We start from the raw sequence: 16,102 nt of genomic DNA on the forward strand, positions 1-16,102 counted from the left end.
GACGTGTAGTAAGGAACCGGACAGGGCCGTTAGACTCATGCCCGTGGCACTTACGTCCCGGATGGGTGAGCTCGAGCGCGCGGTGATGGACGAGCTGTGGTCGGTCGACGACGACGGCTGGCTCACGGTGCGCGAGGTCCACGAGCGGCTCGCCCGCAGCCGCGACATCGCCTACACCACGGTGATGACGGTGATGGACCGGCTGTCGAAGAAGTCCCTGGTCCGCCAGCAGCGGGACGGGCGCGCCTACCGCTACCAGGCCGCCGCCTCCCGCGGCGCGATGACCGCGGACCTGATGCGCGGCGCGCTCGAGGAGTTCTCCGAGCGTGACCGCCGCGGCGCGCTGGTCGCGTTCGTCGGGGAGGCCTCCCCGGAGGAGCGGGCCGCCCTGCGCGAGGCGCTCGCCGCGCTCGAGAGCGGCTGACCCGCCAGTCGTGACCACCCTGTTCCTCTCCGCGCTCGCGGTGCTGCTGTCCGGGCCGGTCCCCGCGCTGCTCGGTCGGACCCCGCTGCTGCGCCGAGTGCCGCGCGCCGCGGTGACGCTGTGGCAGTCGGTGTCCCTGGCCGCGGTGCTCTCCGCGCTCGGCGCCGGCCTGTCCCTGGTCACCGACCGCGGCACTCGCGAGGGCTGGACCGGGTACGGCGTCGCGCTCCTCGCGCTGCTGCTCACCGCCGTGGTGCTCGGCCGGATGCTGCTCAGCGGGCACCGGGTCGGCACGCGCATCCGCGCCGTCCGCCGGAGGCACCGCGACCTGGTCGACCTGCTCGCGACGCGGGAGCACGAGGCGCCGGAGCGCGCCTCGGTGCCGGCCGGCCGGACCGCCGAGGCCGGGGTGCGGGTCCTCGCCGCGCAGGCGCCGCTGGCCTACTGCCTTCCGGGGCTGGCCCGGTCCCGGGTGGTGGTCTCCGCGGGCACCTTCGACCGGCTCGCCCCCGAGGAGGTCGGCGCGGTGCTGGCGCACGAGCGGGCCCACCTGCGGGCCCGGCACGACCTGCTCCTCGAGGCGTTCACCGTGCTCCACACCGCCTTCCCGCGGTTCGTGTCGAGCGCCACGGCGCTGCGTGAGGTGCGGCTGCTGGTGGAGGTGCTCGCCGACCGCGCCGCCCGTCGTACCCACGGCCGGCTGCCGGTCGCCCGGGCCCTGGTCGCGCTCGCCGACAGCCGGGCGCCGGAGGCCGCGCTGGCCGCCGGGGGAGCGAGGCTGGTCGAGCGGATCCGGCTGCTCGAGGACGACCGGCCGCACCGGCTGCTCGCCGTCGCCGTGTACGCCGCGGCCGCGGCCACCGTGGTGTTGCCCACAGCGTTCGTCGCGCTGCCCTGGCTGGCCGGGCTCACGTGGTTGCCGGGGGTCGCCGCGGGGTGATTGCCGGCCGGCGCCCGGCGTGTAACGCATGAGACTGGTGAGACCTTCGCCTACTCTCGTCACCATGGCGACCCGTACGTCTTCCCCACCGGCGTCGCGAAGCACCAGCAAGGCCAAGAGCAGTGCTGGAACTTCCCGACCCCGGTCGTCCGGTAGCCAGACCCGACGGAAGTCCTCGTCGTCGAGCCGCACCTCGAGCAAGTCGAAGCGGCCGGCGCCCCGGGCGGTCCGCAACGGGCCTGGACCTATCGCAACGCTGTTTGCTGCCCTGGGACGGGGCGTGGTCTCGACGTGGGTCGGCATCGCGCACGTGCTCGGTGCGACCGTCCGCAAGATCGGCCACACCGCGCGTGAGCTCGAGCCCGAGCACCGCCGCGACGGGGCCGGCCTGTTCCTCATCGGCCTCGCCGTGGTCACCGCCGCCGCGGTCTGGTGGCAGCTGCCGGGTCGCATCGGCGACCTGACCCGCACCGTGGTCGCCGGCTCGGTCGGGCTGCTCGCCTGGTTCGTCCCGCTGCTGCTCGTCTTCATCGCCTGGCGCAACCTGCGCAACCCCGACAGCAACGGCCCCGCCGGCCGCCAGGTGATCGGCTGGTCCTCGCTGATGTTCGGCGTGCTCGGCCTCGTGCACATCGCCAACGGCATGCCCGAGCCCCGGCTCGGCGACACCGCCGACCTCCAGCAGGCCGGCGGCGCGCTCGGCTTCGTGATCTCCTCGCTGCTGATGGACCTGCTGCGCAGCACGCTGGTCGTGGTCCCGCTGCTCGTGCTGCTCGCCGTCTTCGGCGTCCTCGTCATCACCGGCACGCCGGTGTACCAGATCCCCACCCGGCTCGCCGCCGCCCGCGACCGGGCCCTCGGCCGTACGACGGCGGAGGAGGCCATGCCCGACGCGGAGGAGACGCAGCCGCTCAAGCGCAGCCGCCCCCGTCGCCGCGTCGGCTCGATGCAGGGCGACGAGGTCGACGAGGACAGCGGCGACAAGCCCTACGACAGCCCGGTCCTCGAAGGTCGCGAGATCGGCCGCCGGGGGAGGAAGAAGGGCGGTGCGCCCGACGTCGACGCCGACGCCACCCCCGACGCCGGCGCCCCCGCGGCAGCGGGGGAGAAGGGCGACCTCGAGCCCCCGCCGCACACGCCGCTCCCCGCCCGGGTCGAGCAGCTCGCGCTGTCGGGTGACATCACCTACACGCTGCCCGGCAACGAGGTGCTCAAGCCGGGAAGCCCGCACAAGGCGCGCTCCAAGGCCTCCGACGAGGTGGTCAACCGGCTCACCGAGGTGCTCGAGCAGTTCGACATCGACGCGCAGGTCACCGGCTACACCCGCGGCCCGACGGTCACCCGCTACGAGGTCGAGCTCGGCCCCGCGGTGAAGGTGGAGAAGGTCACCGCGCTCGGCAAGAACATCGCCTACGCGGTCGCCTCGGCCGACGTGCGGATCCTGTCCCCGATCCCCGGCAAGTCCGCGATCGGCATCGAGATCCCGAACACCGACAAGGAGATCGTCTCCCTCGGGGACGTGCTCCGGTCGAACAACGCCCGCAACGACCACCACCCGATGATCGTCGGGCTCGGCAAGGACGTCGAGGGCGGCTTCGTGGTCGCGAACATGGCGAAGATGCCGCACCTGCTCGTCGCGGGTGCCACCGGATCCGGCAAGTCGAGCTTCGTGAACTCGATGATCACCTCGATCCTGATGCGGTCCACGCCCGACGAGGTGCGGATGATCCTGGTCGACCCCAAGCGGGTCGAGCTCAACGTCTACGAGGGCGTCCCGCACCTGATCACGCCGATCATCACGAGCCCGAAGAAGGCCGCCGAGGCGCTGCAGTGGGTCGTCCGCGAGATGGACATGCGCTACGACGACCTCGCCGCGTTCGGCTTCCGGCACGTCGACGACTTCAACAAGGCGGTCCGGGCCGGGAAGGTGCAGGTGCCCCCGGGCAGCGAGCGCGTCCTGGCGCCGTACCCGTACCTGCTGGTCGTGGTCGACGAGCTCGCCGACCTGATGATGGTGGCACCGCGCGACGTGGAGGACTCGGTCGTGCGGATCACCCAGCTCGCGCGTGCCGCGGGCATCCACCTGATCCTGGCCACCCAGCGGCCCTCGGTCGACGTGGTCACCGGTCTGATCAAGGCCAACGTGCCCTCGCGGCTCGCGTTCGCCACCAGCTCTCTCGCCGACAGCCGGGTCATCCTCGACCAGCCGGGCGCGGAGAAGCTGGTCGGACAGGGTGACGGGCTGTTCCTGCCGATGGGCGCCGGCAAGCCGGTGCGTGTGCAGGGGTCGTGGGTGACCGAGGCCGAGGTGCACCAGGTGGTCAGCCACTGCAAGGAGCAGCTGACCCCGACGTACCGCGAGGACGTCACCGCACCCGCCCAGGCCAAGCGCGACCTCGACGACGACATCGGCGACGACATGGACCTCGTGGTCCAGGCCATCGAGCTGGTGGTCTCCACCCAGTTCGGCTCGACCTCGATGCTGCAGCGCAAGCTCCGCGTCGGGTTCGCCAAGGCCGGCCGGCTGATGGACATCCTGGAGAGCCGCGGCGTGGTCGGCCCGAGCGAGGGCTCGAAGGCCCGTGACGTCCTGATCAAACCCGACGACCTCGACGAAGTCCTGGACACCTTGCAGGGGGAGCAGTGAGCGCGATGCCCACCGAGAACGCCGACAACCGCGGCGACGTGACCGACACCGACGGCCAGCGGACCGTGGTGGCCGGGACGCCCGTGGTGGTGCGCCGGCACGCCGGCGTCGCGGCCCTGGTCGGCGCCACCGCGTCGGCGGTCGCGATCGCCTACCTGTGGCGCGCCTCCCAGACCATGACGGTGCTCGACTGGGCGCTGTGCGGGGTGATGGCGGTGATCGCCGCGATCTACCTCTCCTCGCTGGTCGATTCCCGCACCCCGCTGCTGGTCGCCGACGACCTCGGCGTCCGGATCCGCCTCGGCGACGAGTGGCGCGGCCTGCCCTGGGACGCGATCGGCCAGGTCACGGTGCACCCGCGCCGCGGCCGGTTCCGCGACGGGCGCCTGGTCTTCACCCCGCGCAGCCTCGGCCGCGCGCTCGAGGGCCTCGACGGCCGGGGCCGCCGCCACGCGGCCGCGAACCAGAAGATGTACGGCGCCGCGCTCGCCGTCCCGATGGGCATCACCACCCGGGTCTCCGCCGGCGGGCAGAGCATCGCCGACCAGATCGACGCCCTCGCGCTCGGCCGGGCCGAGGTCGTCGAGGTCGCGCCGGAGAGCACCGAGCCCGGGAAGCCCGCCAAGGCCCCGAAGCCCGCCAAGGCGCCCAAGCCGGAGAAGGCCCCCAAGCAGCCCAAGGCCGCGAAGGCCCCCCAGGACACCGAGGCGCGGATCGTGACCGGTCCGGTCGAGGAGGCTCCCGCCGAGCCCACCCCCGGCACCGCCACGTCGCTCACCCCCGGGCACGACGACCCGGCACCGACCGGCACGCCGGCCCTCGCCGGGCTCCCGGCCGACGGCACCGCCGACGACGGTGCGGAGCGGGAGCCGGCCGCCCGTCCCCAGCTGCGCAGCATCCTCGGCGGCATCGGCACGATCGTGTCGCGAGTCGCCAAGGGCCGCGGGCACGACGTCGACGCGGACCGGTCCGACCAGGACGCCGCCGACACCGCCGACACCGCCGACGACGCGGACGCGCCCGGGCAGACGCCGCCCGCCGGCGCGCCCACACTGACCGCCGCCTCCGCGCTCCCGCTGCGTGAGACCCGGCCCGGCCAGCGCGCCGAGATCACCCGCGACGCCCCGGCCACGCTCGGCAACGCCGCGCTGTTCGAGGCGCTCGAGGAGGCCGACGCGGGTCGCGGCCTACCCGAGGCGCGCGAGCTGCGCCGCCCCGGCAGCGTGGACCTGGTCTTCGAGCGCAGCAACGACCGGGTCCGCCCGATCTCCACGCTGGGCGACCCCGTCGAGCCGCTGGTCATCGACGACTTCGTCACCGAGCCGGCCTACGACCCGGTCGTGGGCCCCGAGATCACCGCGGCGCGGACCAGGCTGGGCCTGTCGGTCGACGAGCTCGCCGACCGCACCCGGATCCGGCCGCACGTGATCGAGTCCATCGAGGTCGACGACTTCGCGCCGTGCGGCGGGGACTTCTACGCCCGCGGCCACCTGCGCACGCTGGCCCGGGTGCTGGGCAAGGACCCGGCGCCGCTGCTGGAGAAGTTCGAGGAGCGGTACGCCACCGCGCCGATCAACGCCCGCCGCGTCTTCGAGGCCGAGCTGGCCACCGGGATGACCGGCAGCATGCGCTCGACCGTCGGTGGCCCCAACTGGGGTCTGATGATCGGCGTGGTGCTGAGCCTGGTCCTGGTCTGGGGCGTGGTGCGCCTGTTCACCAGCGACCCGGCCGAGATCATCCAGAGCCCGGCGCCGGTCCTCAACGGCTCGGCCGGGGTGGACAGCGGCTACGCCGCGGCGCCGCAGCAGCCCGCGCCCGCCTCGGGACCGGTGGCCGAGCCCATCGCGGTGCAGCTCACGGCGGCGCAGGCGGACGCGAAGGTGACCGTGCGCGACGGCGAGGGTCGGGTCGTGTTCAGCGGCGAGATGGTGATCGGGGAGCGCAAGCGGCTCGACGTCACGCCGCCGGTGCACGTGCGGACCGGGAACGGCGGGGCGCTGGAGATCATCGTGGACGGCAAGGACAAGGGCCCCCTCGGCGAGCTCGGCACCCCCACCCGCCGCACCTTCCGCTGACCTCCTCGTTGAGAGGTCACTCGTGAGGCGTTGAGAGGTCAGTCGTTAGGCGTTGAGAGGTCAGTCGTTCGGGAGGACGACGACCCCGTCGGCGTCGCTGACCAGCCGGACGCCCGGCGTGAAGCGGGCCGAGCCGAAGGCGACCTCCACGTCGCGTTCTCCGGCACCGGTCTTGGCGCTCTTGCGCGGGTTGGTGCCGAGCGCCTTGATGCCGAGGTCGAGCCCGGCCAGGGCGTCGGAGTCGCGTACGGCGCCGTGCAGCACCAGGCCCTCCCAGCCGTTCTCGACCGCGAGCGCGGCGATCAAGTCCCCGACCAGGGCGGTGTGCAGCGACCCGCCGCCGTCCACGACGAGCACCTGGCCGTGGCCGGGCTCGCCGAGCACGGCCTTCAGCAGCGCGTTGTCCTGGTGGCAGCGCACGGTCACCACCCGCCCCGCGAAGGCGCGCCGACCGCCGAAGGAGCGCAGCTGGGTGTCGCAGGACTCCAGTCGCTCGCCGTACTCGTCGACGAGGTCGGCGGTGGCGGGGACCGGCGTGCGGGACGCGACGTGGGAGGTGCTCATCGGCGGTGCTCCTTCGACGGAGGGTGGGTGCGAGGTCGCGGACATGGTCAGGGGTCGGTGTGGAGCCGGCGGGCGGCGACCCCGACCGAGGCCAGGCCGGCCGCGGTGAGGGCGAGGACGCCGCTCGCGCCGGCGCCGACGGCGAGCAGGCCCGCTGCGCTCGGCACGAGCACCTGTCCGAGCCGGTTGCCGGTCAGGCGCAGCGACATGGCGCGGCCGCGCATGCCGGGCGGTGTGGTCTCGGCGAGCAAGGACATGGTCAGCGGCTGGCCGGCGCCGAGGCCGAGGCCGAGGAGCACGACCACGACCCCGAGCAGCCACTGCGGCATCGGCACGGGGGTGAGCGCGAGGCTGGTCGCGGAGAGCGCGAGGCTGCCGAGCAGCAGCCGGCGGCGCCCCATCCACGCGACGAGGCGGCCGAGGAAGAGACGGGAGGTCATCGAGGCGGTCGCACGCAGGGTGAGCAGGAGGCCGACGGTACCGGCGACGATCCCGCGCTCGGCGCCGAGCGCGGGCAGGTAGACCAGCGTGATGTCCACGGCCGCGAGCACCACGCAGCTGACGGTGAGCGCCCGGACCAGGCCGGGCTTGCGGAGCAGGTCGCGGACCGAGCCGCCCGCGCCTTGCACCGTGCCCGCGTGGCCACGGGTGCGCGGCAGCAGCAGGGACAGGACGACGAGCACGACGGTCAGCCCGGTCGCCCACAGGAAGATGTCGGAGGTGCGTGGGATGGTCGCCTCACCACCGAAGAGCACGATCAGCCCGGGCCCCACGGCCTGACCCACCGACGTGGCGAAGGTGTAGTGGCCGAAGGCGGTGTCGTACCTCTCCCGCGGGGTGCCGTTCGCGACCATCGCCTGCTGCCCGACCACCGAGCACAGGTGGCCCAGGCCGAGCACCACGCTGGCGAGGACGATCCCTCCCACGGAGTCCGCGAGCAGCACGAACGCCGCCGACGAGAGGAGCACGAGGAGGGAGCCGACGACCATCACCCGGCGCTCGCCGAACCGGTCCGCCGCGTGCCCCGAGGGCACCGCGAGCACGAGCGGCACGATCGCGAAGCTGGCCGCGAGCGCACCGAGCCAGTGGGTCGGCACATCGAGCTCGACGGCCCGGTACGTCGCGGTGGGCCGCAGCACGAACGTGACGGCCTGGACGGGGACGGCGTGCCCGAAGAACACCGCCGTCCCCGGCCGGGACCTCACGACGTGGGGGCCTTCACCGCCAGCACCGGGCACAGCGCGTCGAGCAGGACCCGCTGCGCCGTGCTGCCCATGATCAGCTTCCCGACCGGGGTCCGGCGGCGGAGCCCGAGCACGATCAGCTCCGCCCGGTGCTCCGCGGCCGCGGCGAGGATCTCCTCGGCCGCGTCCCGGCCACGGATCGTGTGCTGGAGCACGTGCTCGAGCCCGGCGGCGTCGAGCTTCTCCTCGAGCGTGCGCACCTGGTCGGGCTGCGCGTAGCGCTGGTCCACCAGCGCGTCCCCGCGCGAGGTGTTCACCACCACGAGACGGGTCGCGCGCTGCGCGACCTCCCGCATCGCGTGCTCCAGGGCGGCCTCGCCCTCGGGAGAGGGGACGTAGCCGACGACGACGCTCATGCGCGGGCCTCCGATCGGTGCGACAGGGACAGGGAGCGCTCGGGGTCACGCCCGCCGGCCAGGGCCGCGGTGCCGGACGCGTGCGGAGCGTCCGTCGTACCCCCGGCGGCGGAGCCACCCGACGGGCCCGACCCGCCGCGGCGGAGCAGCTTGGCCAGCAGCGGCCAGGCCAGGATCACCGCGACGATCACGTAGACCACGACGGCGACCGGCTCGCTCCACAGCCCGGACACCTCGCCGCCGCTCAGCTGCAGCGACTTGCGCAGCTGCTCCTCCGCGCGCGGGCCGAGGATCAGCCCGATCACCAGGGGCAGCACCGGCAGCCCGAAGCGGCGCATCGCGAAGCCGAGCAGGCCGAGCACCAGCAGGATCGCGAGGTCGAACGCCTGGAGGTTCACCGAGTAGGCGCCGAGCGTGGCGAAGAACAGGATCCCGGCGTACAGGTAGGGCCGGGGGATCTGCAGCAGCCGGGCCCAGGCCGGGGCGAGCGGCAGGTTGATCAGCAGCAGCAGCGCGTTGCCGATGAACAGGCTCGCGATCAGCGCCCACACCAGCTGCGGCTCGCGGTCGAACAGCAGCGGGCCGGGCTGGATGCCGTAGCCGGTGAACGCCGCGAGCATGACCGCCGCGGTGGCGTTCGTCGGCAGGCCCAGCGAGAGCATCGGCACCAGCGTGCCGGCGGCGGAGGCGTTGTTCGCCGCCTCGGGGCCGGCGACGCCCTCGATCGCGCCGTGCCCGAACTCCTCGGGCCTGGTGGTGAGGCGCTTCTCGGTGACGTAGGACAGGAAGGTCGGGATCTCCGCGCCGCCGGCCGGCAGCGCGCCGAAGGGGAACCCGTACGCCGTGCCGCGCAGCCACGGCTTCCACGAGCGCTTCCAGTCGTCGCGGCCCATCCACGGCTTGCCGACGGGGATGATCTGCGAGGCGGTACGGCGCAGGTGGGCGGCGACCCACAGCGCCTCGCCGACGGCGAAGATCGCGACCGCGACCACCACCACGTCGAGACCGTCGGAGAGCAGCGGCAGCCCGAAGGTGAGCCGGGGCTGCCCGGTGGTGTAGTCCATGCCGACCAGGCCGAGCGCGAGGCCGAGGCCGAGGGCGGAGAAGCCGCGCACCCGGGACGTGCCGAGCACGGCGGTCACCGCGAGGAGCGCGAGGACCATGATCGCGAAGTAGCTCGGGGAGCCGAGGCTGACCGCGAAGCCGACCACGACGGGGGCGCAGAGCACGAGCAGCGCGGTGCCGATCGTGCCGGCCACGAACGAGCCGATCGCGGCGGTGGCGAGTGCCTGCGACGCGCGTCCGGCCTTGGCCATCTTGTTGCCCTCGATCGCGGTGACCACCGACGACGACTCGCCGGGGGTGTTCAGCAGGATCGAGGTGGTCGAGCCGCCGTACATGCCGCCGTAGTAGATGCCGGCGAACATGATGAACGCGCTGGTGGGCTCGAGGGCGTAGGTGACCGGCAGCAGCAGCGCCACGGTCATCGCGGGGCCGAGGCCGGGGAGCACCCCGACGGCGGTGCCGAGCAGGACGCCCACGAGGGCGTAGAGAAGGTTCGCGGGGGTGGCGGCAGTGGCGAACCCGTCGAGGAGCGAGGACCAGACGTCCATCTAGAGCACCCCTTCCAGGATCCCGGCCGGCAGGTAGATGCCGAGGCCGAGGTAGAAGCCGTAGAACGTCAGGACCGAGAGCGCGACGGCGACCAGCGCGTCGCGCACGTAGTGCCGGCTGCCCAGCGCCCACACGCTGCCCCAGAACAGGATCGCGCCGGAGATGACCCAGCCGAGGCGGTCGATGAGCAGGATGTTGGCCAGGAAGACCGCGACGAGGGGGACCACAGTGCGCCACTCGGTCGGGTGGTCGAGGTCGACGTCCTCGCCGCCCTCGGCCTCACCGCGGCCGCCGCGGAGCACGTCGACGGCCAGCCACACGGCGCACGCCAGCAGCAGCGCCGCCACGAGGTAGGGGACCGTCCTCGGACCGACCGGGTCCGACTGCGAGTACGGCGCGCTCAGCTGCGTCGCGTCCCACAGGACGAGCCCCCCGACCGCCCCGAGCAGGGCCGCGAAGCCCAGCTCGGAGCGACCCTGGAGCCGGGTGGCCGTCTCGCTCATGCCAGGCCCAGCTCGGAGAGCACGTTGACCACGCGCTCGTCCTGCTCCTCGAGGAACGCGCCGAACTCGTCGCCGGTGACGAACGCGTCGGTCCAGCCGTTCTGGGCGAGCGCCTCGTCCCAGCCCTTGCTGTCGTGCATGTCCTCGAGGGCGCCGACGAGCTCCGCGCGGTCGGCCTCGGTGATGCCGGGGGGAGCGACCAGGCCGCGCCAGTTGGTGAAGACCAGGTCGATGCCGGACTCGGTCAGGGTCGGCGCGTCGACGCTCTCGAGGCGCTCCTCGCCGCTGGTCGCCAGGACCCGGATCTCGCCGCTCTCGATCTGGTCGAGGAACTCACCGGCGCCCGAGGTGGCGAAGTCGAGCTTGTTGCCGAGCAGCGCCGGGAGCAGGTCGCCGCCGCCGTCGTACGTCACGTAGGTCACGTCCTTGGGGTCGATCCCGACGGTCTGCGCGAGCTGCATCGGCAGCAGGTGGTCCGGGCCGCCGGCCGACGAGCCGCCGCCGACGGTGACCCCCGCCGGGTCGGCCTTCCAGGCGGCGACGAGGTCGTCGATGGTCTTGTACGGCGAGTCCTTGGACACCATCACCGCGCCGGGCTCCTCGATCAGCCGGGCCAGGGGGGTGGTCTCGTTCAGCGTCGCATCGGTCTCGTTGGTGTAGCTCGCGCCCACCACGCCGAGGCCCATCAGCATCGCGAAGTCGCCGTTGCCCTTCTCGTTCACGGTGCGGGCCAGGCCGACGGTGCCGCCCGCGCCCTCGAGGTTGAACACCTCGACGCCGGAGGCGATGCCCTCGTCCTCCATCACCTTCGCGGCGGTGCGCGCCGTGACGTCGTACCCGCCGCCGGCCGAGTTGGGGACCATCACGCGCAGGTCGGTCAGCGGCTCGCCCTCGGCGGCGCCGGCGTCACCGTTGCCACCGGTGACGCCACAGGCGGAGGCGGCCAGGGTGAGTCCGGTCGCCAGGGCGGCCAGCCGGAGGGTTCGGGTACGGCGCATGGTGGTTCCTCGTTTCCGTGTGTGTTGCGGGTCACGACCATGCTTCGCGGTCGGCGTGACGCCCGTCACGGTTGCGTTCTCAGTGGACGTTGTGTTCGTTGTGGTCACGCCGTCCGGCTGCCACCACGGCCCCGTCCGGTGTCATCCTTGGGGCGGCCCGTGACGGCCATCACGGTACGTCGACCCGGGTGGGTCGGCCACGAGACGCCGGCGGCGGCCGGGGAGGAGGTGCCCGACGTGCGGCGACGCGAGATGTCCCTGGCGCGGCAGTACCTCGCCCTCCAGCTGCTCATCGTCCTCACCGTGCTCGTGATCGTGCCGGTGATCTCCCTGGCGCAGTCCGAGGAGGAGGTCCGCCGGGTCGAGGGCCGCCGGGCGCTCTCCGCGGCGGAGAACCTGGCCGCGAACCCCACCGTGCGCACCCGGCTGCCCGTCGCGCAGCCGCGGACGGACCGGGCGCTGGCCGCGGTGGGGGAGACCACCCGCACCGTGTCGGGGGCCTCCGACGTGCTGCTGGCCCGCCGGGACCGGACTGTGGTGACCTCCTCCGACCCGAGCCTCATCGGCCGGAAGCTCGACGTCGGCGACAGCACGGTGCTGGACGGCGCGGCGTGGACCGGGGTCACCGACCTCGGCGGCCGGGCGTCGGTGGTCGCGCACGTGCCGGTGCAGAAGATGAGCAGCGGCGAGCTGATCGGCTTCGCCGTGATCGGCCGCGAGTACCCCTCGGTCGGAGAGCGGATGGCCCGGGCGGTGCCCAACCTGCTGACCTACCTCGCCGTCGGCAGCGCCATCGGCGTGGCCGGGTCGCTGCTGCTCGCGCGCCGGGTGAAGCGGCAGACCCTGGGCATGGAGCCGTCCGAGATCGCCGGCCTCGTCGAGCACCGCGAGGCGATGCTGCACGGCCTGAAGGAGGGCGTGATCGCGGTCGACCCGCACGAGCGGGTCACCCTCGCCAACGACAGCGCCCGCACCCTGCTCGACCTGCCCGGCGACTGCGTCGGGCGCACCCTGGAGGAGCTCGGCGTCGACCCGCAGCTGCGCGAGGTGCTCACGCAGGGCTCGGAACCGGACCGGCTCGTGCTCGTCGGGGACCGGGTCCTGGCCTTCAACCGACGCCCGATGCAGTCGCACGGGCGGGTGATCGGCTCGGTCACCACCATGCGTGACCGCACCGAGCTCTCCTCCCTGGAGCAGGAGCTCGGCACCACCCGGGCCACCTCCGACACGCTGCGGGCGCAGACCCACGAGTTCGCCAACCAGCTGCACACGATCTCCGGTCTGCTGCACCTGCAGGAGTACGACGAGGTGGTGCGCTTCGTCGACGGGGTGAGCCGGAGCCGGACCACGCTGTACGACGAGGTGACCTCCCGGGTCGACGACCCCACGGTCGCCGCGCTGCTCATCGCGAAGGCCAGCCTGGCCACCGAGCGCGGCGTGGCGCTGCGCCTGCTGCCTGACTCCCGGGTGGGCCGGATGGACGACCCCCTCTCCCGGGACCTGACCACGGTGGTGGGCAACCTCGTCGACAACGCCCTCGACGCGGTCGCGAGCCGGCCCGACGCGCGGGTCGACGTACTCCTGCGGGAGGACCCCGACGCGGTGCGCGTCACCGTGCACGACTCCGGGCCGGGTGTGCCGCAGGAGCACGCCGACGAGGTGTTCCGGCAGGGGTACACCACCAAGGCGGACTCCTCCGACGGCGGCCGCGGCTTCGGGCTCGCCCTGACCCGGCTGGTGTGCCGCCGCCGCGGCGGGGACGTGACCGTGCACAACGACGAGGGGGCGGTGTTCAGCGCCACGCTGCCCCGGCAGGAGGTGCGGACGTGATCCGGGTGCTCATCGTCGACGACGACTTCATGGTGGCCAAGATCCACACCGGCTTCGTGGCGCGCACCCCCGGCTTCGAGGTGGCCGGGGTCGCGCACACCGGCGCCCAGGCGCTGGCCGAGGTGGAGCGGCTCGAGCCGGACCTGGTGCTGCTCGACGTGTACCTGCCCGACACCACCGGGCTGGACCTGCTGCAGCGGATGCGCGAGCTGGTGCCCGACCTCGACGTCCTGGTGATCAGCGCGGCCCGGGAGGCCGAGACGGTGCGCCGGGCGCTGCGCGGCGGGATCGTGCACTACCTGATCAAGCCGTTCTCCTACGACGACCTGCGCGAGCGCCTCGAGCACTACCGGCAGGCGTACGGCGGCCTCGCGGCCGCGAGCGAGGAGACCGACCAGGCCGAGGTGGACCGGCTCTTCGGGCACGGTTTCGCCGGGGGGCGGGCCGAGACGCGCCTGCCCAAGGGGTTCTCCGCGGAGACCCTGCGGCTCGTCGAGGAGCACCTGCGGGAGGCCGGGACCGACCTGTCCGCGGCCGAGACCGCGGCGCGGCTGGGGGTGTCCCGGGTCAGCGCCCGGCGCTACCTCGAGCACCTGGTGGACACCCGCAAGGCCGAGGTCCGGCTCCGATACGGCGAGGTCGGCCGCCCGGAGCGCCGCTACCAGTGGCGCTGAGCGACGTCGCAACGCGCCCCGGAGTCGCCGTCGGCGTGTGATGTTGGGCGTCGGGTTAGCCCTGAAGGGTGTCGGGCCGTCATACTCGAAGGCGGTTATGACTACTTCTGCTGACACATCCGCGCCCGCGTCGCCGGCCGCGCTGACCACCGTCGCCATGGTCACCTTGGGCTGCGCGCGCAACGAGGTCGACTCCGAGGAGCTCGCCGGACGGCTCGAGGCGGGCGGCTTCCGGCTCGTCGACGACGCCAGCGAGGCCGAGACGGTGGTGGTCAACACCTGCGGCTTCGTGGAGGCCGCCAAGAAGGACTCGGTCGACACGCTGCTCGAGGCCTCCGACCTGAAGGCCGAGGGCACCACAAAGGCCGTGGTCGCGGTCGGCTGTCTCGCCGAGCGCTACGGCAAGGACCTCGCCGAGTCGCTGCCCGAGGCCGACGCGGTCCTCGGCTTCGACGACTACCCCGACATCGCCGGCCGGCTCCGGTCGATCCTGGCCGGGGAGCAGCACCACCCGCACACCCCGCTGGACCGGCGCAGGCTGCTGCCGATCTCCCCGACCGAGCGCGGTGCGTCCGCGGAGGCCGTGGTCGTCCCCGGCCACACCATCGCCGCCCCCGACCTGCCGCTCGAGGGGACGCCGGCCGCCGGCCCCCGCGCGGTCCGCCGCCGGCTCGACGGTGGCCCGATGGCCCCGCTCAAGCTCGCCAGCGGCTGCGACCGCCGGTGCGCGTTCTGCGCGATCCCCAGCTTCCGAGGCTCGTTCGTCTCCCGTCGGCCCTCCGACGTGCTCGGCGAGGCCCGCTGGCTCGGTGAGCAGGGCGTCAAGGAGCTGTTCCTGGTCAGCGAGAACTCCACCTCCTACGGCAAGGACCTCGGCGACCTGCGCCTGCTCGAGACGATGCTGCCCGAGCTCGCCGCGGTCGACGGCGTGGAGCGGGTCCGGGTGTCCTACCTCCAGCCCGCCGAGACCCGTCCGGGCCTGGTCACCGCGATCGCCGCCACGCCGGGTGTGGCGCCGTACTTCGACCTCTCCTTCCAGCACGCCTCCCATGCGGTGCTCCGCCGGATGCGTCGCTTCGGCGACCCGGAGAGCTTCCTCGCCCTGCTCGAGCAGGTCCGCGCGCAGGCGCCGCTGGCCGGCGTCCGCTCCAACGTGATCGTCGGGTTCCCGGGCGAGACCGAGGAGGACGTGGAGATCCTGTGCGACTTCCTCGAGGCGGCCCGTCTCGACGCGGTCGGCGTGTTCGGCTACTCCGACGAGGACGGCACCGAGGCGGCGTCGTACGACGGGAAGCTCGACGAGGAGGAGATTCGCGAGCGCACCGAGCGCGTCACCCGCCTCGCCGAGGAGCTCACCGCCCAGCGTGCGGAGGAGCGCTTCGGGGAGCGGCTCGAGGTCCTCGTCGAGTCCGTCCGCGACGGTGAGGCCGAGGGCCGCGCCGCGCACCAGGGGCCCGAGGTGGACGGGTCGACCACCGTCGTCGACCTGCCGTACGGCGTCCGGGTGGGCGACCTGCTGACCGCCGTGGTGACCGCCTCCGACGGTGTCGACCTCGTGGCGAGCGCCGCCGCGCCGACGAACGAATAGGGTGGAGCCCGTGCCGACGTCCGACCAGACCGCGCCGAGCAACTGGAACGTGCCCAACGCGCTCACCGTGCTGCGCATCGCGATGGTGCCCTTCTTCGCCTGGGCGCTGCTCGTCGACGGCGGTGACTCCGTCCTGTGGCGCTGCGTCGCCTGGCTGCTCTTCGTCCTGGCGATGATCACCGACAAGATCGACGGCGACCTGGCCCGCAAGCACAACCTGGTCACGAACTTCGGCAAGATCGCCGACCCGATCGCCGACAAGGCGCTGACCGGGATGGCGTTCATCGGCCTCTCGCTGATCGGCGAGCTGTGGTGGTGGGTGACCATCGTGATCCTGGTCCGCGAGTGGGCGGTGACGCTCATGCGGCTCTCGGTGGCCAAGCACGTGGTGATCGCGGCCGCGATGGGCGGCAAGATCAAGACCGTCCTGCAGACCCTCGCCCTGGCCGGACTGCTGCTGCCGCTGCGCGAGCTGGAGGGGAACCTCGAGCCGGTCGGCCTGGCCCTGTGGTGGGTGTCGGTGGTGCTGATGGCCGCCGCGCTGGTGATGACGGTCTGGACCGGGATCGAGTTCTTCCGCGACGCGTTCCAGCAGCGCCGCGCCGCGAAGGCCCCCGCCTCCGTCTGACCGCCCGCGGCCGGAGC

The 16,102-nt window shown here is 73.4% G+C and carries 14 protein-coding genes; 8 read left to right on the forward strand and 6 right to left on the reverse strand.

The window, feature by feature from the left end; genetic code table 11:
* The first annotated feature begins 43 nt into the window (after positions 1-43).
* From K1X13_RS13600 to K1X13_RS13615, 4 genes are all read left to right on the forward strand, one after another.
* Positions 44-424 (forward strand): BlaI/MecI/CopY family transcriptional regulator, encoded by a 381-nt coding sequence (locus K1X13_RS13600; RefSeq protein ID WP_221025561.1) that lies wholly within the window; start codon positions 44-46, stop codon positions 422-424.
* 10 nt (positions 425-434) lie between these two features.
* Positions 435-1,364 (forward strand): M56 family metallopeptidase, encoded by a 930-nt coding sequence (locus tag K1X13_RS13605; RefSeq protein ID WP_221025562.1) that lies wholly within the window; start codon positions 435-437, stop codon positions 1,362-1,364.
* Positions 1,365-1,428: 64 nt separating this feature from the next.
* Positions 1,429-4,011 (forward strand): FtsK/SpoIIIE family DNA translocase, encoded by a 2,583-nt coding sequence (locus K1X13_RS13610; RefSeq protein WP_221025563.1) that lies wholly within the window; start codon positions 1,429-1,431, stop codon positions 4,009-4,011.
* Between the two features lie 5 nt (positions 4,012-4,016).
* Positions 4,017-6,086, forward strand: a complete 2,070-nt coding sequence (locus K1X13_RS13615) for a helix-turn-helix domain-containing protein (RefSeq protein WP_225915209.1) — start codon at positions 4,017-4,019, stop codon at positions 6,084-6,086.
* 60 nt (positions 6,087-6,146) lie between these two features.
* Here the strand turns inward: K1X13_RS13615 and rraA are convergent, their stop codons facing one another.
* From rraA to K1X13_RS13645, 6 genes are read right to left on the reverse strand one after another with little or no spacing between them, the layout of a single operon-like run.
* Positions 6,147-6,650, reverse strand: a complete 504-nt coding sequence (rraA, locus tag K1X13_RS13620) for a ribonuclease E activity regulator RraA (RefSeq protein WP_221025565.1) — start codon at positions 6,648-6,650, stop codon at positions 6,147-6,149.
* Between the two features lie 47 nt (positions 6,651-6,697).
* On the reverse strand, positions 6,698-7,855 hold the full coding sequence (locus K1X13_RS13625) for an MFS transporter (protein WP_221025566.1): 1,158 nt from the start codon (positions 7,853-7,855) through the stop codon (positions 6,698-6,700).
* A complete protein-coding gene (locus K1X13_RS13630) occupies positions 7,852-8,250 on the reverse strand; it encodes a universal stress protein (protein ID WP_221025567.1) in 399 nt (132 codons plus the stop codon). The genes K1X13_RS13625 and K1X13_RS13630 overlap by 4 nt, the downstream gene beginning before the upstream one ends.
* Positions 8,247-9,863, reverse strand: a complete 1,617-nt coding sequence (locus K1X13_RS13635; RefSeq protein WP_221025568.1) for a tripartite tricarboxylate transporter permease — start codon at positions 9,861-9,863, stop codon at positions 8,247-8,249. The genes K1X13_RS13630 and K1X13_RS13635 overlap by 4 nt, the downstream gene beginning before the upstream one ends.
* Positions 9,864-10,367 carry a tripartite tricarboxylate transporter TctB family protein gene (locus K1X13_RS13640; protein WP_221025569.1) on the reverse strand — a complete coding sequence of 168 codons (504 nt, stop codon included), beginning with the start codon at positions 10,365-10,367 and terminating at the stop codon, positions 9,864-9,866.
* Entirely contained in the window at positions 10,364-11,365 is a 1,002-nt protein-coding gene (locus K1X13_RS13645; protein ID WP_221025570.1) for a Bug family tripartite tricarboxylate transporter substrate binding protein, read from the reverse strand. Before K1X13_RS13645 ends, K1X13_RS13640 begins: the two co-directional genes overlap by 4 nt.
* 159 nt (positions 11,366-11,524) lie before the next feature.
* Between K1X13_RS13645 and K1X13_RS13650 the strand changes: the two genes are divergently transcribed.
* From K1X13_RS13650 to pgsA, 4 genes are all read left to right on the forward strand, one after another.
* On the forward strand, positions 11,525-13,195 hold the full coding sequence (locus K1X13_RS13650) for a sensor histidine kinase (RefSeq protein WP_221025571.1): 1,671 nt from the start codon (positions 11,525-11,527) through the stop codon (positions 13,193-13,195).
* Entirely contained in the window at positions 13,192-13,869 is a 678-nt protein-coding gene (locus K1X13_RS19725; RefSeq protein WP_221025572.1) for a response regulator, read from the forward strand. Before K1X13_RS13650 ends, K1X13_RS19725 begins: the two co-directional genes overlap by 4 nt.
* A gap of 97 nt (positions 13,870-13,966) precedes the next feature.
* On the forward strand, positions 13,967-15,457 hold the full coding sequence (rimO, locus tag K1X13_RS13660) for a 30S ribosomal protein S12 methylthiotransferase RimO (RefSeq protein WP_221025573.1): 1,491 nt from the start codon (positions 13,967-13,969) through the stop codon (positions 15,455-15,457).
* 10 nt (positions 15,458-15,467) lie between these two features.
* Complete coding sequence (pgsA, locus tag K1X13_RS13665) at positions 15,468-16,085, forward strand: CDP-diacylglycerol--glycerol-3-phosphate 3-phosphatidyltransferase (RefSeq protein WP_308249553.1); 618 nt, start codon at positions 15,468-15,470, stop codon at positions 16,083-16,085.
* Positions 16,086-16,102 lie beyond the last annotated feature (17 nt).

The sequence above is a fragment of the Nocardioides jiangsuensis genome, assembly GCF_019679455.1.
GTDB lineage: Bacteria > Actinomycetota > Actinomycetes > Propionibacteriales > Nocardioidaceae > Nocardioides_C > Nocardioides_C jiangsuensis.